The sequence below is a fragment of the Clostridium zeae genome (genome assembly GCF_017312485.1).
Taxonomy (GTDB): Bacteria; Bacillota; Clostridia; order Clostridiales; family Clostridiaceae; genus Clostridium_AR; species Clostridium_AR zeae.
In genome coordinates this window covers 1,212,580-1,230,573 of the sequence record NZ_BMBA01000001.1, presented here as the reverse complement: position 1 = coordinate 1,230,573, position 17,994 = coordinate 1,212,580, and the positions used below count along the sequence as shown (strand labels likewise).

Here is a 17,994-nt window from a genome sequence, read left to right as displayed (position 1 = left end):
AACGATTAAGTGTTGATTTATAATTGGATTTAATGTTAAGAATAACATAAGATGCAATGATAAAGACACTAACCAAGTTTAATTTTACTTGATTAGTGTCTTTAAATATAATGCAAGCTACTAAGTTATCCTTATAGTATTATTTTAATTTATAAAACTAGCTATCTGATTTTTTCCTCTTTTTTTAGCAAGGTATAGAGCATCATCGGCTTTGTTCATAAATTCATTGATAGTTAGGTCAGCGCTTGGAATTAATGAAGTTATTCCGATTGATAATGTGACTTTATCCGATACTGTTGAAAATTTATGTGGTATATTTGCTATAGCTACTTTTTGCTTTAAGCTTTCGCCAAAGTCTAAAGCTCTTTCTAGTTTATATTCAGGTAATACAACTACAAATTCATCTCCACCATATCTTGCAGGAAAATAATTTTCATCTTTAACACTGGAAAGAATATTAGCTATGGTAACAATACATTTATCGCCGGCAATATGACCATAGTTGTCGTTATACTCTTTAAAGTTATCTATGTCAAAAATTATTAGAGATAAAACTTTTTTCTCTTGTACATGCTTTTCCCATAGTTCATATAAATATTTATCAAGCTTTCTTCTATTAGGAATTTTAGTCATACTATCATTTTCAGAAAGAAATAATAATTTTTCGTTTAATTTTTTTAGTTCAAATTGAACGGCATGTGTTTTCTCTATTTCCATCTCTAATTGTTTTGATTTTATAGCGTTGTTTATAGCGATTGCAGCATATGAAGACAGTGATTTAACCATTTCTACATGATAAGGTGTAAAAGAGTTTTTTTCTTCACTTTGTATAGACATAACACCAATTATCTTAGAATTCACCTTAAGGGGGCAGAAAATTAAAGACTGTAATTCGTACTGATCTTTATCCATAACGGCTTTATAGGTTTCACTATTCATGTATTTTGAAAATTCTTTGTTCATATCATTTATGATTACAAAGTCCTCTGTTTCAATACATATGCTTGTAAAGTTTGAATGATTTTCAACATTAGTGCTTTTCTTTTTTTTCTTTTTACCGTGCTCAATTACATCTAAGTAGTTAACTACGGAGTTTTCTTCGTCGTATAGGCCTATGCTCAAATATGTTAAGTCCATAAAGTTTTTTATACTCGAATAAAGAATATCGATAATAGAATCTAAATCTAAGTTTGAAGTGATTTTTTGGCCTAATTCACTTATTATAGATAATTTCTCTACAACCGTTTGGAGAGATTCTGATTTTCTTTGAAGATTTTCATTATTATCTATTATTTCTTTCTTTTCTATCTCAATTTTTTTGATTTTTTTACTTATATTCAAATTGTTTATTCTATGTTTATTTAAATATGCCGCATTGATTCTTTCGTTCTCTAGATGCATATTAAAATAATTAAAAGCAGTCTGAAAATCTTTAAGTTCAGCATAAAAAATTGATAGAATAGAAGCTGTCTCTGATATCTTTTCTATAAAATTATTTTTTATAGATAGATCGTAAGCCTTGTGAAGAATAGTTAATGATTTTTTTAAATCATTTCTATCCTTAAGATATTGATAATAATTTATATAAACATCTATTTCATTATAAGGTGAACATTGAGCTTCAATTCTATCTATTGTGATATTAAAATACTCATCTGCCTTTTCAAAATCATTCTTCTTCCAATAGGTTAGGGCAGCAAGTTTATAACATTCTGGTTGACCTAATGTATAATTATATTTTTTAAAATATTCTAGTGCTCTAAAGGATAGGGCGTTTGCTTTATCATACTCTTGAAGTAGATAATATAATTCTCCCAAGCTGAGAATTGTAACACCTCTAGAAAATTGAAAATCATAATTTTTATCGATATCATAAGCTCTATTACAGTATTCTAAGGACTCATCATAGGCTTTGAGAAGCTTATAGTTTTCAGCAATATTGTTTAATGTACGAACCATTGCTTTCTCTTTTGATGAATTAATGTCAAACTTCTTTCCCTCATCCACTAAATAGGCTACTTCTTCAGCATTATTATAGAAGTCCATACCTCTTTCATAATCACCGAGCTCACTAAAGGTGTTGCCTAATAAATTGTAAGAACTCCATTGGAGATCATATATATTTTCTTTAATAAAAAAATCTAGAGAGTCAAAGGTCAAACTTATAGCTTCTTCATAATTTCCTATAGTATAGTAACAGCTAGAAATCATATGCTTTGATGCTGCTGTACCTAAATCGTAGTTTATACTTTCTGATAGTGATAGGGCTTCTAATGAAAGCTTTATGGCTTTTTCAGGATTATTATATCTAACTTCATTTATTTTTAAGAGAAGCATGTCTATTTCATTTATATTAGTTTCTGTATTCATAAGAACTCCCCATTTATTTATAAAACTTTTAATTTTATTTATAAATATACCATAAACCTACATTGAATCCAACAAAATTATAATAATATGTTAAATTTTAATTAAATAATAATAATAAAGGTAAAAAATAGGGCGATAAATTTTTAATATTAATAGTTTAACCAATTATTAATATTTAATGATAATAAAAATGGAAAATATATTATAACAATTTTAAATAAAAGGTATTGTTAAAGAACAGTGTTGAAATTGACTGTGAGTATTTTAAACTGCAAATAGAAAAATTCTTATAAGATAGCAGATGATAGAGTTATGGATTAAGGGTGTTTAAATATGAATCTACATTCTCTTCTGTTATGACAGTTACACCAGTATCAACAAAATCAGGAATTGTAGAAACTTGTTCTTTAGAGTTGAAAAATTTAGGATCGCTAAGTTTATATAGAAAATCCATAGCTGAGTAACCCATCTTATAAGTATTTTGAGCTATAGTAGCGTTTATAACACCATTCTTTATAGCGCCTAATGTTCCTTGATCGGTATCAAAGCCAATTATTTTAACTTTTCCTTCTAAATTGGCCTCTTTAACAGCTGTAGCAGCACCGACACCACTATTAGCGTCAGTGCAAAAAATGCCTTTTATATTAGGGTGTATTTGAAGATAGCTTGATATTATTTTAGCTGATTCTATTGTGTCTCCGTTACAATTCCCTATTTGAACTATTTTCATATTTTTATAGTTTCGAGTAATCTTATTTATAAAGCCTTGAACTCTCTGTTCATGATTTTCTTGAGCTGGAATAGTCATTACTGCAATTTCTCCACCAGATGGTCCAAGTAAATTTGCTAAAGTTTCAGCTGCTATAGAGCCAGCCTTCTCGTTACTAGTGGATAGATAGGAAAATCTATTGCTAGATGGAGAGTCGGCATCAAAAGTTACTACAGGAATTCCCATAGCAATTGCTTTGTTAATTGAATTTGTAAAAGCATTTGGATTTGCACAAGAAATAGCAATTCCAGCAGGTTTTTTTGATATTATTTGTTCTAATATAGTAACTTCTTGATTGATATCATATTGTGTGCTACCAGTAAAAAAAGTGTTAACTCCTAGCTCTTTACCTTTTTCAGAAAATCCGTTATAGCTACCTTTCCAATATTCTATACCAGAAAGAAACGTAACCATATAATAGTCCTTGTTAATTTTTAATTGACTGGAAGGACTATTATCTTTATATATATGAATGATAAATGAGAGAACAATAATGAATACCGTGGAAATAGATAAAACTAGTGTTTTCTTTTTCATATATTACCAAATCCTTTTATTTATTTAATTTTCTTTTATGAGAGAAAAAATCGAAAGTAATAGCAGTTAGTAATATTATACCGTTTATAAAATCTTGCCAATATACAGGAACATTTAACAATATGAGTCCGTTATTTATAATATTGAGTAGTACTACACCAAGGATACCACCAAGTATGGTGCCTTCACCACCGCTTAGACTGGCTCCGCCAATAACGGCAGCTGAGATTCCTCGCATGCTGACATCTGCACCCAATCCAATTGAGGGTGTTGCTACAGAAAATCTAGACATATTTATTATTCCAGCAAAACTTGCTAAGAATGCAGCTAATAAATAGACGCATATTTTTACTTTGGTTGTATTTATACCAGTAAGTATAGCTGCATTTTCATTACTTCCTGTATAAAACACTTGTCTTAGAAGATCTGATTTTCTTGCAATAAAATCGAAAATTAAGCTTAATAAAATAAATAATAATACAACGATTGGTACTCCAAGAAAGGATCCTTGGCCAAGTTTGAAAAATGATTCTGGGGCATTAAATAATGATATTGGGGAACCTTCGGTTATTACATACGATAGACCACGTACTATTCCCATCACAGCAATTGTGGTTATAAAAGGGTTTAATCCTATTTTTCCAATGAAAAAACCATTTATTAGTCCGCAAATTAATCCTACTGAGAGGCCAATAATGCATGCCAACCAAATATTAGCACCAGCCCTAAAGAGTACTGCAGCAGTAATGGAAGAGAGTGACATCACAGAACCTAATGAAAAATCTATTCCACCACATATAAGTACGAGAGTTATACCTATAGTCAATATTCCATCAGAAGAAAGTCCGATTGCAGTGGAAAAAATATTTTTTTCTGTTAAAAAATGTGGAGATACAATAGCTAAAAAAGTGCAGCTTAGAATAATAGAGATCATAACAGTACCTTCTCGAGCGTTTCTTATCTTATAAATGGCACTGTATAAAAGTTTTTCAAAGTGTTTTAAGTTAGATTTAGATGATCTTTGAGAATTCATTGTTTACTCCTCTCATACATTTGATTAGTTAACTTAGTTTAGTTCAAAACTACCGGTACAATAGAACATTATTTTTTCAGGAGTAGCCGCATTTTTTTCTAAGTTAGCAACTAGTTTGCCTTCGTAGATAACTAAAATTCTATCGCACATTCCTATTAATTCATTAATATCAGACGAAATCAGTATTATAGAAACATTTTTTGATACTAGTTCATTCATAATGTTATAGATATCTACCTTAGATGGGATATCTACACTTCTAGTAGGTTCATCCATTATCAAAACTTTAGATTTGCACATGATCCACTTTGAGAATAAGGTTTTTTGTTGATTTCCGCCACTTAAAAAATTTACCTTATCGCTGATTGAAGAAGATTTAATGTTTACTCTTTTTGAATAGCTACTTGTCAATTCTTTTTCAATTTTTGAATCAATAAGGTGTCTGTGAGTAACTTTGTTTAGACTTGCTGAGGATATATTATTACAAATTGATATATTATGAAAAAGCCCTTCGTTGATCCTGTCTTGTGGTATATATCCAATACCAGCCTTTACGGCATCGAATGTAGAATTTAACGTTAAAGGCTTATTGTTTATATAAATATTTCCTGAATCCATTCTGTTAGCACCAAAGAGACACTTGATCATATTGCTTTTTCCAGAACCGGCTAAACCAACGATACCTAGAATTTCTCTTTCTCTCAAAGAAAAAGAGATGTTTTTTGCATAATTTTTATAATTAAGACTTTCTGCTCTAAAGATTTCTTTACCTAATTTCATTTCTAGCTTAGGATAACGTTTTCTTAATTCCAAGCCAGACATCATATGGAGAAGCTCATCTATATCATAGTTATCAATAGTTTGGTTTCCTACTATTTCCCCATCTCTAATAACTATAATTTTATCTCCGATTTTTTTTATTTTTTCTATATTGTGAGTTATATATATAATTGATGTTCCGTTCCTTTTTAATTCATTTATCATGTCAAAAAGAAATTTACACTCCATATCTGTTAAAGAGGAGGTTGGCTCGTCCATTATTATAAGTTTGGCTTTTGATATATATGCTTTGCAAATAGCTACGATTTGCTTTTCGGCTAAATCTAATTCAGATACATTCTTTTTATAATCTAGGGGTATGTTGAATTTCTTGAACAAATCTTTACAGTTCTTATTTAGTAAATGTCTATCAACTAATTTAAGTCCACGATATTTATAGGGTAGATTGCCTATAAATATATTTTCTGCTACAGAAAAATGGTCAAAAAGGGAGGTGTCTTGATGAATCATCTCAATTCCGTGATTTTTTGCGTCTCTTGGATTTGAAATATGCACCTCTTTGTCATCTATAAGGATTTTTCCACTATCTATCGGACTTATGCCCATTATAGTATTCATTAATGAAGATTTGCCTGAGCCATTCTGGCCTAACAATATTAGTACTTCACCAAAATTTAGTTCTAAAGAAATATCCTTAAGTGAGAAGTATTCTGAAAACCTTTTTGAAACTTTGGATAACTTCAATACTAATTGATTCATTTATATTCCACCTTCATAAGAATTAAATGCTGTATATAGCTTTATATTATTATCAAAAAAGTAGTTCTTGTAATTATCAGGAATATTTGGATTAGTAATTATTTTGTTTGCTATGTCTAAAGATGAGCCAATTTGATAAAAAGCTATATTATCAAAGCAATTATATGTACAAACCATAATTATCTCTTTAGTTATTTGCAACATCTCTTTAATAACAGAAGCTTTATCCATTCCTTGAATGGTGTAACCCCTGTTAGTAGATATTCCATCAACTTCGATAAAGGTTTTAGAAACATAAAATCTTTTTAAGTTTTCTTCAGTAAGCTTTCCGTTTAAAGTCATTGATGATGGATCTAAATCCCCGCCGGGTATTATCACTTTTATGGAGGGATTAGAATTTAATTCGTACGCAATGTTAAGATCATTTGTAAGAACTGTTATATTCTTTTTCGAAAGTAGTTTTTTTGCAATATGTAGATTTGTAAGTCCAGGGCTTAGAAGTATCACATCATTATCATCAATCATGTGCGAAGCTATATTGCTTATCTCTTCTCTTTCGTTCATCAAGGGATCATAACTAGATAGCGGAATATCAATATTTTCTTCAGAGGCAGTTTCATTTAGTATTGCACCACCATGAGTTCTTGATAAAAAACCCTCCGATTCCAATTTTTCTAGATCACGTCTTATAGTAACTTCTGTCACGTTTAGCATACTACTAAGACTTGTTACGTTTATATGTTTTTTATCTAATAAGATACTTTTTATTATTCTTAGTCTTTCTGCTGCGAACATATTATCCTCCAAGTTTCGAGTAAGTATATAAAAATTATATATTATAGTTTAATTATGCACAATAAAGAAAGTAAAAAAACAAAAATGAAATTACATATTAAAACTTAAACGATAAAAATTTATGACTAATATAAAGGCTTATTAGCTTTAAATCTAGACAAATTGTGGATATTTGCATAAATCAAAAGATAATACAAAATAAAACGAACAAAAACGAAAATAAAAATAAAAAAATGTATTGCAAAACGAAAAATATGGTGATAATATAAAGTTGTAAGTTACGGTAAACGTAAACATTCATATTTATATCAAATACTTCAGAGTTATTTTATTGTTTTGGATGTTCGTTTGCTTTCGAATTCGATTATTTAAAGTTTGATGATTATATTTTTATATAATTAAAATTTAAAACATTAAATGGGTGAAAGGGGTAGTTTTATGAAAAAGTTATTAGTGGGATTACTAACAGTTGCCATGGCATTTACTTTAACTGCATGTGGAACTAAAAAAGAAGATGCAACATCTTCAACAAAGAAAAAGATAGGTATTGCTATGCCTACGAAATCTTCACAAAGATGGATTGATGACGGGAATAATATGGTATCAGAGTTGAAAAAGTTAGGATATGATACAGACCTTCAATATGCTGAAGATGTTGTTGAAAATCAGGTGTCACAAATTGAAAATATGATTACTAAAGGTGCAAATCTTTTAGTTGTAGCATCTATAGATGGTGAAGCTTTATCTGATGTATTGCAAAAAGCTAAAGATGCTAATATACCTGTAATATCTTATGACAGATTGATAAAGAAAACTTCTAATGTTGACTACTATGTAAGTTTTGATAATTTCAAGGTTGGTGTTCTTCAAGGACAATATATAGAAGAAAAGTTAGGATTAAAGGATGGTAAAGGGCCTTTTAACATAGAGTTGTTTGCTGGTTCGCCTGATGATAACAATGCTTATTACTTCTTTGATGGTGCTATGTCGGTGTTGAAGCCATATATAGACAAAGGTAAATTAGTAGTAAAAAGTGGACAAACAAAATTTGATCAAATTGCTATTTTAAGATGGGATGGAGCAACTGCTCAAGCAAGAATGGATAATCTTCTAAGTAAATATTATGCTACAGATAAAGTTGACATTGTATTATCTCCATTTGATGGAATTTCTATGGGTATAATTTCATCACTTAAAGGTGTTGGATATGGAAAGTCAGACAAGAAAATGCCTATAGTTACAGGGCAAGATGCTGAATTAGCTTCAGTAAAATCAATAATTGCTGGCGAACAAACAGAAACAATCTTCAAAGATACAAGAGTTTTGGCAAAACAAGCTGCTAAGATGGCAGACCAAATGATTAAGGGGGATAAAGTAGAAGTTAATGATGAAAAGACTTATAACAATGGAAATAAGGTAGTGCCTTCCTTCCTTTGTGTACCTGAAAACGTAGATAAAGATAACTATAAGAAAGAACTTATAGATAGTGGTTATTACAGTGAAGATAAACTTAAGTAGTGATAAAGTTCGTTAATTAAAATGTCATTAAATATTAAATGCTCCAAGAAATTAAGCTATTGAGACAGTGTGTGAAGCACATATAAAGATAAATAAGTTTAGTGATTGCCGGAAAAGGCATCACTAAATTTATTTAAGCAAGGAGATGAATAAATATGTCAGAAATTCTTTTAGAGATGAAAAATATTACAAAGACTTTTCCAGGTGTTAAAGCTTTAAATAATGTAAATTTGAAGGTTAAAAAAGGAGAAATTCATGCTCTTGTTGGAGAAAATGGAGCAGGTAAATCAACTTTAATGAAAGTTTTAAGTGGAGTATACCCTCACGGAACATATGAGGGAGATATTCTTTTTGAAGGTAAGGTGTGTGAGTTTGGGAACATAAAAGAAAGTGAAAATTTAGGTATTGTAATAATACATCAAGAATTAGCTTTGATTCCTTATTTATCAATAGCTGAAAACATATACTTAGGAAATGAATTAACCAAAAGAGGAAAGTTGAGTGGAGGGGTAGTGGATTGGACTCAGACACGATTGTCTACTTCAGTACTTTTGAAAACAGTTGGACTTGATGAGAGTTCTGAAACTCCTATCATTAATCTTGGTGTAGGAAAGCAGCAGCTTGTGGAGATTGCTAAGGCATTATCTAAGAATGTTAGACTTCTAATTTTAGATGAACCAACAGCAGCTTTAAATGAAGATGACAGTGAAAACTTATTGAACTTAATGTTAGATTTAAAAAACAAAGGTATATCATGTATATTGATATCACATAAACTCAATGAAGTTTCTAAAGTTGCAGATTCTATAACTATAATTAGAGATGGTGCCACTATTGAGACGATAGACGTAGGAGAAGGAAAGATAAGCGAAGATAGAATAATAAAAGGAATGGTAGGTAGAGATCTTACTGATCGTTTCCCAAAAAGAGAAAACGTACAAGTAGGCGAAGTATTCTTTGAAGTAAAGGATTGGGAGGTGTATCACCCTCTTCAAGAAGATAGAAAAGTTATTGATAATGTAAGTATAAGCATTAAAAAAGGTGAAGTAGTTGGTATAGCAGGACTTATGGGTTCAGGAAGAACTGAATTTGCTATGAGTTTATTCGGTAGAGCTTATGGTAAAAAAATAAGTGGTAAGGTTTTAAAAAATGGCAAAGAGATACATCTTACTAATGTAAGCAAGGCAATAGAAGAAGGTATTGCCTATGTAACTGAAGATAGAAAGACCTGCGGTCTTATATTAACGGATGACATAAAGAAAAATATCTCTATGGCTAATTTAAATAAGTTATCAAAAAATCTAGTAATTAATGAAAATGAAGAAATTCTTGTTGCGGAAGAATTCCGTAAAAAGATGAATATAAAGTCTCCAAATATATTTCAAGCAACAGGCAATCTAAGTGGAGGTAACCAGCAAAAAGTCGTTCTTAGTAAATGGATATTCACTGATCCTGATTTGCTAATATTGGATGAACCTACAAGAGGAATAGATGTAGGGGCAAAGTATGAAATTTATACTATAATTAATAAACTTGTAGAAGATGGAAAAGGCGTACTTCTTATTTCTTCTGAATTACCTGAAGTATTAGGCATGTGCGATAGGATATATGTAATGAATGAAGGTAGAGTAGTGGGGGAATTAGATGGTAAAGAGGCTACACAAGAAAAGATAATGAAATATATAGTAAATGGTCATAGGGGGAAGGAAAATGGATAGTTTAAAAAAGGTATTTAAAAATAATATAAGACAATATGGGATGATAATTGCATTAATATCTATAGTAATACTTTTTCAAATATTAACAGGAGGTTCTTTACTGAAGCCGCTAAACGTAACTAATCTTATACTTCAAAATAGTTATATATTAGTTTTGGCAATTGGTATGTTGTTGGTTATAGTGGACTTTAATGTTGATCTTTCTGTTGGTTCTGTAGCTGCATTTATTGGTGCACTTTCTGCAATTTTTATGGTTAGCAATAAGATGAATTTTTTGCTGGCTATAGTAATATCTTTAGTTATCGGTGGTCTGATAGGTGCGTTTCAAGGATTTTGGGTTTCTTACGTAAAAATACCATCCTTTATAGTAACTCTTGCAAGTATGCTTATATTTAGAGGGTTAACTATGGTAGCATTAAAAGGTCAATCTATAGGTCCTTTCCCAACAAGTTTTCAAAAGATTGCTTCTGGATTTATACCAGACTTTTTCAATGGGAGAGGAATTCATATAACTACAGTTCTAATAGGTATAATTGGGTCGGTATTATATATATTTAGTCAAGTCAAGAAGAAAAAGACTCAAGAAAAATATGGGTTTGAACAGGAAGCTACAGGTATATTTGTTGGTAAAATAGTGGTAGTAGTAGCTGCAGTAAATGCTTTTACCTTGGTATTAGCTGAATATAGAGGTCTTCCAAATGTTTTAGTTCTACTTTTTGTATTGATAGCTGCTTATACATTTATAACAAGTAAAACTATAATAGGAAGAAGAATTTATGCAGTTGGAGGCAATGAAAAAGCAGCGGCGTTATCAGGTATTAAAACAAAGAAGTTAACTTTTTGGGTATTCATAAACATGGGAGTGTTGGCAGCTCTATCGGGATTAGTATTCGCTGCAAGACTTAATGCTGGAACTCCTAAAGCAGGAAATGGCTTTGAACTTGATGCCATTGCAGCTTGTTATATAGGTGGAGCATCCGCTAGCGGTGGAGTTGGTACGATAATTGGAGCTATAATTGGTGGACTAGTTATGGGCGTAATGAACAACGGTATGTCTTTAGTGGGTCTAGGAATAGATTGGCAACAGGCCATAAAAGGTCTTGTACTATTGCTTGCAGTAGCTTTTGATATATATACAAAATCAAAAAGTGCAAAATAGTATTTATACTATAAGTTTCAAAGATGTTATTAAACATAGAATATAGTGGCAATGATTATTTGATTTATAAAGTTGTATTTTTCAAATGCTAAATATTAAGAAAGATCCCCTTGATTTTATATATAGTTTTAGTATAGGATAATACAACATTATTAAAGATGTATTGATTAGAATTGTATTTTGTTTTTTAAAATCCCATTAATCTAGTCAGTGAGTATTAAAAGAGAAGTTCAATAATAATTTATGCATCAATATTAAGAAGGGATTCTCTAAAAATTTAGGAATCCCTTCTTATATTGATATCAAGATATATTAAAGTTATTCGGTTTTAATAGCTTCATTTAAGGTATGCCATGCCAGTACAGCACATTTTACTCTTGCAGGCATATTAGATATATTTTTGAATATGAGAGCATCTTCGAGCTTTTCTAATTCTTCGTCATCAGTTATATCTTTTTTAATCATTGAAATAAAAGTATTTACAAGTTCTAAGGCTTCGTTTTTTCTTTTCCCTTTAATAAGGTCTATCATTATAGAAGTAGAGGCTTGAGAAATAGCACAACCTGTACCCGTGAAAGCGGCATCTTTTATATAATCACCATCAAATTTTATTTCTAATTGTATTTCATCACCGCAGCTTGGATTGTGACCTTTTTCTACTCTATCCAATTCTTCTAAGTGACGTTTATTTCTAGTTGAGTTGTTATGCTCCATTATTAGTTGAGTGTATATATTACTGAGATCCATAACCAAATAACCTCCTAGCGTACTCAAGTGCAGTTACTAGAGCATCTATATCTTCTTTATTATTGTAGATTGAAACACTTAGTCTACAGGTAGAATTTATATTTAGATATCTCATAAGTGGTTGAGCACAGTGATTACCAGCTCTTACACATACTCCTTTTGAATCAAGAATTGTAGCTAAGTCATGAGGATGTATACCATCAATGGTAAATGATATAACCGAGCCAAGCAAATCTTTGTTGGTTGTAGTATAAATCTTTACAAAGCCAAGTTCGTTTAATTTATCGTAGGCGTATGAAATAATCTCATGCTCGTGTCTAATTATATTGTCTATACCTATTAAATTTATGAAATCAATAGCTTCTGATAGACCGATAACGCCTTCGACGTTTTGAGTACCACCTTCGAATTTGTGAGGTAGCTCTGCGAAGGTAGTTTCTTGTTCATAAACATATTCTACCATGTCACCACCATATAAGAATGGAGGCATTTCTTCTAATAATTCTTGCTTACCATAAAGCACGCCTATGCCCATAGGTGCAAACATTTTATGACCAGAGAATACTAAGAAATCAGCATCTAATTTTTGTACATCTACTTTTCTGTGGGCTATGCTCTGAGCAGCATCAATAACAACCTTAGCTCCAACTTCATGAGCTTTATGAATTATATATTCTACTGGATTTAAGGTTCCAAGTACATTAGAAGCGTGACCTATAGCTACTAATTTGGTCTTGTCTGTTATCTTTTTATCTATTTCATCCATTGTATATTCATAGTTAGAGTCAATATATAAATAATTTAGTTTGCAGCCTTTTGCAAGAGCTATTTGCTGCCAAGGAATAAGATTTGAGTGATGCTCTGTAATCCCTATGACTATTTCATCATCTTTATTTAATTTTAAGTTCCCGTAAGAATATGCAATTAAATTTAGCGCTTCAGTAGTTCCCTTAGTAAAGATTATTTCTTTTGATGATTTTGCATTTATAAAATCTTTTACCTTTTCTCTACCTTGCTCAAAACTATCAGTTGCTTTGACACTTAAAGTATAAGCCCCTCTATGAGGATTTGCGTTTATTTCCTTATAATATTTATTCAAAGCTTCTATAACAGATAATGGCTTTTGAGTGGTGGCAGCACTATCAAGATATACCACTGGAAAGTCATTAAAACTTTGATCTAAAATAGGGAAGAGTTGTTTTAAGTTATTCATTTTTCAGTCTATCCTTAACTGAATTCATTAATTGCTGCCTTAAATTATCTACTGGTATTTTATCTATTATTGGTGTTAGATATCCCTCTATCATAAGCTTTTTAGCATTAAGTTCACTTATGCCTCTGCTCATAAGATAGAATAATGAGTCTTCATCGATTTTTCCTGCTGAAGCAGCATGTTGACCTTCAATATCATGTTCGCTGCATAAGAGTAGGGGGATCGAGTTATTTCTTGCGTTTTTGGATAGAAGCATAACATATTCTTCCTCAGAACCTTTTGACTTAGAAGAACCTGTTTTGAAATCTAATGTTCCTCTAAATGTTTTTTTAGCCTTATCAGCTAAAACACCTTTTACATCTATAGTACTAGAGGTTTTCTTTCCAATATGAGTCATTTTAAAGTTTATATCTATCAATCTATCTGCATCTCCATAGTAAACGGAACTAATAGTACTTTCACAGTTATCACCTACAAGATCAGATGAATAGTTTGTTATAGCTTTCTTAGCACCTAATTCTATAGGAATAAGATTAACTTTTGCTCCTTCTTCTACTTTTGAAAAAAGAGAATTAAAATGATTAGTATTGTAGTTTAGATTTTGAACTATAAAAATATTTATAGTAGAATCTTTTTTTGCATGTATTTTAGTAAAACCATTGTGATAGTAAATGCTTTCACCAGCAGATGTATAGTTGATTAAAACATCAATTGTACTTTTTTCTCCTAAAACAATTAGATTTTTATCTACAACCTTAGGATTTTCAGAATTTAATTCATAATCAATATAAATTAAGTCTTCAATGGTTCTGTGATCTTTTACTTCCAGTGAAAAGCCACAATTATTTGAATCAATGACTTCGTCTAACTGTATTCTCGAAACACCTTCAAAATTACCTGTATTAAACACATCAACTAAAGTATTAGATTTTTCTATTGGATGAAGAGAGTAGTCTGAAGTTTCTTTGAACTTGCAGTATTCTCTTTCGTAATTAACGCTTGGAATATCTATCTCTTCATTTAAAGATACATTGTTTACTTTAAGCCATCTAAATGTGCTTACTGGTATTGTGTTTAGGTCTTTTAATATTTTGTTTTCCAATCTTCATCCCTCCTTATCCAATAGTACCTTCAAGTTCTATGTTTATTAAGTTATTCATTTCTACAGCATATTCAAGAGGTAGTTCCTTTGTGATAGGATCAACAAAGCCTCTTACTATCATAGCTTTGGCTTCTTCTTCATCAATACCTCTGCTCATTAAATAGAAAATTGCATCATCGCTGATTCTTCCTATTTTAGCTTCGTGTCCGATATCTACTTCGTCATTTTCAATCTGAATTACTGGTATAGTATCTGATTTTGATTTACTATCTAACATCAAGGATTCACAAGATACATAAGATTTAGAGTTTACTGCATTGCTGTTAATCTTTACTACACCTCTATAGATAGCAGTACCACCATCTTTAGATATTGATTTTGAATGTATAGTAGAAGAAGTGTTTGGAGCTGCATGAACTACCTTTGTACCTGTATCTAGGGTTTGGCCGCTTGATGCAAAAGTTATTCCTGTAAATTCTGATTTTGCTCCTTCGCCTTTTAGTATGCTCATCGGATAAAGCATAGAAACTTTGGAACCAAAAGATCCTGATACCCATTCGATTGAACCATTTTTTTCTACAACACATCTTTTGGTGTTTAAGTTAAGCATGTTTCTTGACCAGTTCTCTATAGTTGAATATCTAAGTTTTGCATCCTCTCTTACAAATAGTTCTACGCATCCAGCATGTAAATTTGTTACGCTATATTTAGGTGCAGAACAACCTTCTATAAAATGAAGCTTTGCTCCTTTTTCTACAATTATTAGTGTGTGTTCAAATTGACCTGATCCAGGCGAGTTTAGTCTGAAGTAACTTTGCAGTGGAATGTCTACTTGAACTCCTTCTGGCACATATACAAAAGAGCCACCTGACCACACAGCGCCATGAAGTGCAGCAAACTTATGATCACTTGGAGGAACTAGCTTCATAAAATGTTCTCTTACTATATCCTCATATTCTCTTACAGCTGTCTCCATATCAGTATACACAACACCTTGTTTAACTAATTCTTCCTTAACATTGTGATAAACTACTTCAGAGTCATATTGAGCTCCAACTCCTGCAAGGGATTCTCTTTCAGCTTGAGGGATACCAAGTCTTTCGAAGGTGCTCTTTATATCTTCAGGAACCTTATCCCAAGATCCTGTCATTGGAGTATCTGGCTTAACATAAGTTACTATGTTGTCCATATCAAGTTCACTTATATCTGGACCCCAGGTAGGTACGGATATAGAATTATATATTTTTAATGATTTAAGTCTAAAGTTTAACATCCATTCTGGCTCATTTTTTTCTTTAGATATGTTAATTATTATGTCTTCTGTTAATCCTTTTTCAGACTTATAGCTAAAGTTATCTTCATTATAGATATCGTAAATTCCTCTATCTATGTCATCAACATATGTTTTACTCATGTTATCACCTACTTATTTATTTCGCTTAGAAATTTTTCGAAACCATTACTATTTATTTCTTCTACTAAAGATGCACCACCTGTATGAATTATCTTACCATCAACCAAAACGTGGACGAAATCTGGACTGATATGCTCCAGTATTTTTGTATTATGAGTTATTATTAGCATTGAGTTCTCATCGTTCTTATACATGCTAACACCTTGGGATACAAGTTTAACTGCATCTACATCTAAACCTGAATCAGTTTCATCAAGAATAGCGAGCTTAGGCTCTAGAAGTATCATTTGAAGAATTTCATTTTTCTTCTTTTCTCCACCAGAGAAACCTACATTTAAATATCTTTCTGCATATTCTTTATTTATTTTTAATAAATCCATTTTCTTTTGAAGTTTCATGTTAAAGCTTAAATAACTTATCTGTTTATCTTCAATGTTAGATTTTGCTGTTCTTATAAAGTTTTCAACTGTTATTCCAGGTACTTCCTCAGGGGCTTGAAAGGATAGGAATATTCCTTTTTTAGCTCTTACATCTGGTTTAAAATCATTTATATTTTCACCTTCGAACAAAATATCTCCATTCACAACGGTGTATTTTGGATGCCCCATTATTGTATTGGCAAGAGTAGACTTTCCGGCACCGTTTGGCCCCATAACAACATGGACTTCACCTTTATTTATTTTAAGGTTTAAACCTTTTAAAATTTCCTTATCATCAACCTTGGTTTTAAGGTTATTAATTTCCAAAAGTAATTCTTTCATTATTATTGCACCTCAATTTCTTAATGTAGAGTGTTTTACTCTGAATTATATTTAAATCATAGCACTATGTGATAATTAAGTCAATATTGGATGAATCTATATAATTCTTTTGTATTGTTTGCAGAACTTTAAGTTTAAATACCATTGATTGCAAAAATATGTATATTATTTTTGTTAATAGTCAAAAATATCCAATAGAGGTGATTATATGAAGAAAAATTTGTTAAAAATATCAATTCTTATATTAATTTCTTCCATGGTATTTTTACTAAGCTATTATATTACTAAATCATACTTAGCAGATAAAAAAACAAGTGGAAGCAATGTTGTATATAATTCAGAAAACGGTTATTTAAAAGACAGTTTGAAGTTGATACTTAAAACGAAAAGCCAAGGATCAAGCGAGTTTGTTATCGATGGAGAGTATACTGTAAAGGAACTAAAAAAAGACTTAGGATTAGAGCAGGGGTTAAATAAGGAACAGTTAGAAAAACATTTTAACACTCTAAATTATAGTATTGAGAGCATGGATGATTCTCAAATAGTTCTTAGCAGATCGTTTATAAGCAAGCTTCAGCCTAAAAAGTATTATTTAGGAGAAAAAAATGATTTCTTTGCTATATACAAAACAGATGATAAAGGGGTGCCTTATATAGAAAATCCTGCTTCGGATATCTATACAGATAAAAAGAAAGTAAGCACATTACCAGAACAAGATAAAAAAGATATAGTGAATTTTAAAAAGCAGTTTAATACAAGAGATGATGCAGAAGAAGCAGCCAGTGGATACTTTTAATAATGGCGATGTTAAAGCACTGTGTTGAAATTAAGTGTTTATCCATCCGATGCTTTAATGAGCTTACGCAAAGAATTAATATGATTTTGTCATATTCCATGGCTAAAACTGTAAACTCACTACGTTCGAACAGTACAGTTTATTAACGCCATTCCATCTGAAAAAATCATTTAATTCTAGTAGCTCGCTCATATAGCATCTCCTTTATAACCACTTAATTTCAACAATACTCTTAAACATAGCCTTAATAATTGATTTAAAGTATAACAAAATATTTGTATTTTTATGATAATAAAAAAATAAATTATGGGTTTAGTAGGTGCAGATTTTTAATGTGAATTTCTACTAAGCCTTTTATTTTTGTATTGTATAAAGAAGTATCAGTTCGAACCGAAATCTATTTTTAAAACTCTAACGGCTTTTTGTGAGAGAATTTAAAAAAATAAACTTTATTACGAAGTGGTACATCAATAGTGAAATATGTTTTTTTGTGAACCTTGAAAGTAGTCTGTCATAAAATTCA

14 protein-coding genes are annotated in these 17,994 nt (G+C 30.7%); 4 read left to right on the top strand and 10 right to left on the bottom strand.

Going from position 1 to position 17,994, the window contains the following annotated elements; translation table 11 throughout:
- Nucleotides 1–144: 144 nt before the first annotated feature.
- The 5 genes from J3477_RS05710 to J3477_RS05690 all read right to left on the bottom strand — a co-directional run bounded on the left by J3477_RS05710 (nucleotide 145) and on the right by J3477_RS05690 (nucleotide 7,043).
- Nucleotides 145–2,370, bottom strand: a complete 2,226-nt coding sequence (locus J3477_RS05710; protein WP_206868657.1) for a sensor domain-containing diguanylate cyclase — start codon at nucleotides 2,368–2,370, stop codon at nucleotides 145–147.
- 310 nt (nucleotides 2,371–2,680) lie between these two features.
- Nucleotides 2,681–3,676 carry a substrate-binding domain-containing protein gene (locus J3477_RS05705; RefSeq protein WP_206868656.1) on the bottom strand — a complete coding sequence of 332 codons (996 nt, stop codon included), beginning with the start codon at nucleotides 3,674–3,676 and terminating at the stop codon, nucleotides 2,681–2,683.
- A 16-nt stretch (nucleotides 3,677–3,692) separates the two neighbouring features.
- Nucleotides 3,693–4,709 (bottom strand): ABC transporter permease, encoded by a 1,017-nt coding sequence (locus tag J3477_RS05700; RefSeq protein WP_206868655.1) that lies wholly within the window; start codon nucleotides 4,707–4,709, stop codon nucleotides 3,693–3,695.
- A gap of 33 nt (nucleotides 4,710–4,742) precedes the next feature.
- Nucleotides 4,743–6,248, bottom strand: a complete 1,506-nt coding sequence (locus J3477_RS05695; RefSeq protein ID WP_206868654.1) for a sugar ABC transporter ATP-binding protein — start codon at nucleotides 6,246–6,248, stop codon at nucleotides 4,743–4,745.
- Nucleotides 6,249–7,043 (bottom strand): DeoR/GlpR family DNA-binding transcription regulator, encoded by a 795-nt coding sequence (locus J3477_RS05690; protein WP_206868653.1) that lies wholly within the window; start codon nucleotides 7,041–7,043, stop codon nucleotides 6,249–6,251.
- A gap of 438 nt (nucleotides 7,044–7,481) precedes the next feature.
- Between J3477_RS05690 and chvE the strand changes: the two genes are divergently transcribed.
- The 3 genes from chvE to mmsB all read left to right on the top strand — a co-directional run bounded on the left by chvE (nucleotide 7,482) and on the right by mmsB (nucleotide 11,438).
- Complete coding sequence (gene chvE / locus J3477_RS05685; RefSeq protein WP_206868651.1) at nucleotides 7,482–8,561, top strand: multiple monosaccharide ABC transporter substrate-binding protein; 1,080 nt, start codon at nucleotides 7,482–7,484, stop codon at nucleotides 8,559–8,561.
- A 155-nt stretch (nucleotides 8,562–8,716) separates the two neighbouring features.
- Nucleotides 8,717–10,279 (top strand): multiple monosaccharide ABC transporter ATP-binding protein, encoded by a 1,563-nt coding sequence (mmsA, locus tag J3477_RS05680; protein WP_206868649.1) that lies wholly within the window; start codon nucleotides 8,717–8,719, stop codon nucleotides 10,277–10,279.
- Entirely contained in the window at nucleotides 10,272–11,438 is a 1,167-nt protein-coding gene (gene mmsB / locus J3477_RS05675) for a multiple monosaccharide ABC transporter permease (protein ID WP_206868647.1), read from the top strand. The genes mmsA and mmsB overlap by 8 nt, the downstream gene beginning before the upstream one ends.
- Nucleotides 11,439–11,756: 318 nt before the next feature.
- Here the strand turns inward: mmsB and sufU are convergent, their stop codons facing one another.
- Genes sufU through sufC form a run of 5 tightly spaced genes read right to left on the bottom strand, consistent with a single transcriptional unit; the run spans nucleotide 11,757 to nucleotide 16,675 of the window.
- Nucleotides 11,757–12,185, bottom strand: coding sequence for a Fe-S cluster assembly sulfur transfer protein SufU (gene sufU / locus J3477_RS05670; RefSeq protein WP_206868645.1), 429 nt, complete (start codon nucleotides 12,183–12,185; stop codon nucleotides 11,757–11,759).
- Nucleotides 12,172–13,398, bottom strand: a complete 1,227-nt coding sequence (locus tag J3477_RS05665; protein ID WP_206868643.1) for a cysteine desulfurase — start codon at nucleotides 13,396–13,398, stop codon at nucleotides 12,172–12,174. Before J3477_RS05665 ends, sufU begins: the two co-directional genes overlap by 14 nt.
- Nucleotides 13,391–14,500 (bottom strand): Fe-S cluster assembly protein SufD, encoded by a 1,110-nt coding sequence (sufD, locus tag J3477_RS05660; protein WP_206868641.1) that lies wholly within the window; start codon nucleotides 14,498–14,500, stop codon nucleotides 13,391–13,393. The genes J3477_RS05665 and sufD overlap by 8 nt, the downstream gene beginning before the upstream one ends.
- A 13-nt stretch (nucleotides 14,501–14,513) precedes the next feature.
- Nucleotides 14,514–15,914, bottom strand: coding sequence for a Fe-S cluster assembly protein SufB (gene sufB, locus J3477_RS05655; RefSeq protein ID WP_206868639.1), 1,401 nt, complete (start codon nucleotides 15,912–15,914; stop codon nucleotides 14,514–14,516).
- A gap of 8 nt (nucleotides 15,915–15,922) precedes the next feature.
- On the bottom strand, nucleotides 15,923–16,675 hold the full coding sequence (gene sufC / locus J3477_RS05650; protein ID WP_206868637.1) for a Fe-S cluster assembly ATPase SufC: 753 nt from the start codon (nucleotides 16,673–16,675) through the stop codon (nucleotides 15,923–15,925).
- 208 nt (nucleotides 16,676–16,883) lie between these two features.
- On the opposite strand from sufC, the gene J3477_RS05645 reads away from it, so the two are divergent.
- Nucleotides 16,884–17,471 (top strand): hypothetical protein, encoded by a 588-nt coding sequence (locus J3477_RS05645; protein ID WP_206868636.1) that lies wholly within the window; start codon nucleotides 16,884–16,886, stop codon nucleotides 17,469–17,471.
- Nucleotides 17,472–17,994 lie beyond the last annotated feature (523 nt).

Bases quoted from the DNA above. Each gene is read 5' to 3' on its own strand.
- J3477_RS05710 (WP_206868657.1), bottom strand. From the start codon at position 2,370: ATGAATACAGAAACTAATATAAATGAAATAGACATGCTTCTCTTAAAA.
- J3477_RS05705 (WP_206868656.1), bottom strand. From the start codon at position 3,676: ATGAAAAAGAAAACACTAGTTTTATCTATTTCCACGGTATTCATTATT.
- J3477_RS05700 (WP_206868655.1), bottom strand. From the start codon at position 4,709: ATGAATTCTCAAAGATCATCTAAATCTAACTTAAAACACTTTGAAAAA.
- J3477_RS05695 (WP_206868654.1), bottom strand. From the start codon at position 6,248: ATGAATCAATTAGTATTGAAGTTATCCAAAGTTTCAAAAAGGTTTTCA.
- J3477_RS05690 (WP_206868653.1), bottom strand. From the start codon at position 7,043: ATGTTCGCAGCAGAAAGACTAAGAATAATAAAAAGTATCTTATTAGAT.
- chvE (WP_206868651.1), top strand. From the start codon at position 7,482: ATGAAAAAGTTATTAGTGGGATTACTAACAGTTGCCATGGCATTTACT.
- mmsA (WP_206868649.1), top strand. From the start codon at position 8,717: ATGTCAGAAATTCTTTTAGAGATGAAAAATATTACAAAGACTTTTCCA.
- mmsB (WP_206868647.1), top strand. From the start codon at position 10,272: ATGGATAGTTTAAAAAAGGTATTTAAAAATAATATAAGACAATATGGG.
- sufU (WP_206868645.1), bottom strand. From the start codon at position 12,185: ATGGATCTCAGTAATATATACACTCAACTAATAATGGAGCATAACAAC.
- J3477_RS05665 (WP_206868643.1), bottom strand. From the start codon at position 13,398: ATGAATAACTTAAAACAACTCTTCCCTATTTTAGATCAAAGTTTTAAT.
- sufB (WP_206868639.1), bottom strand. From the start codon at position 15,914: ATGAGTAAAACATATGTTGATGACATAGATAGAGGAATTTACGATATC.
- sufC (WP_206868637.1), bottom strand. From the start codon at position 16,675: ATGAAAGAATTACTTTTGGAAATTAATAACCTTAAAACCAAGGTTGAT.
- J3477_RS05645 (WP_206868636.1), top strand. From the start codon at position 16,884: ATGAAGAAAAATTTGTTAAAAATATCAATTCTTATATTAATTTCTTCC.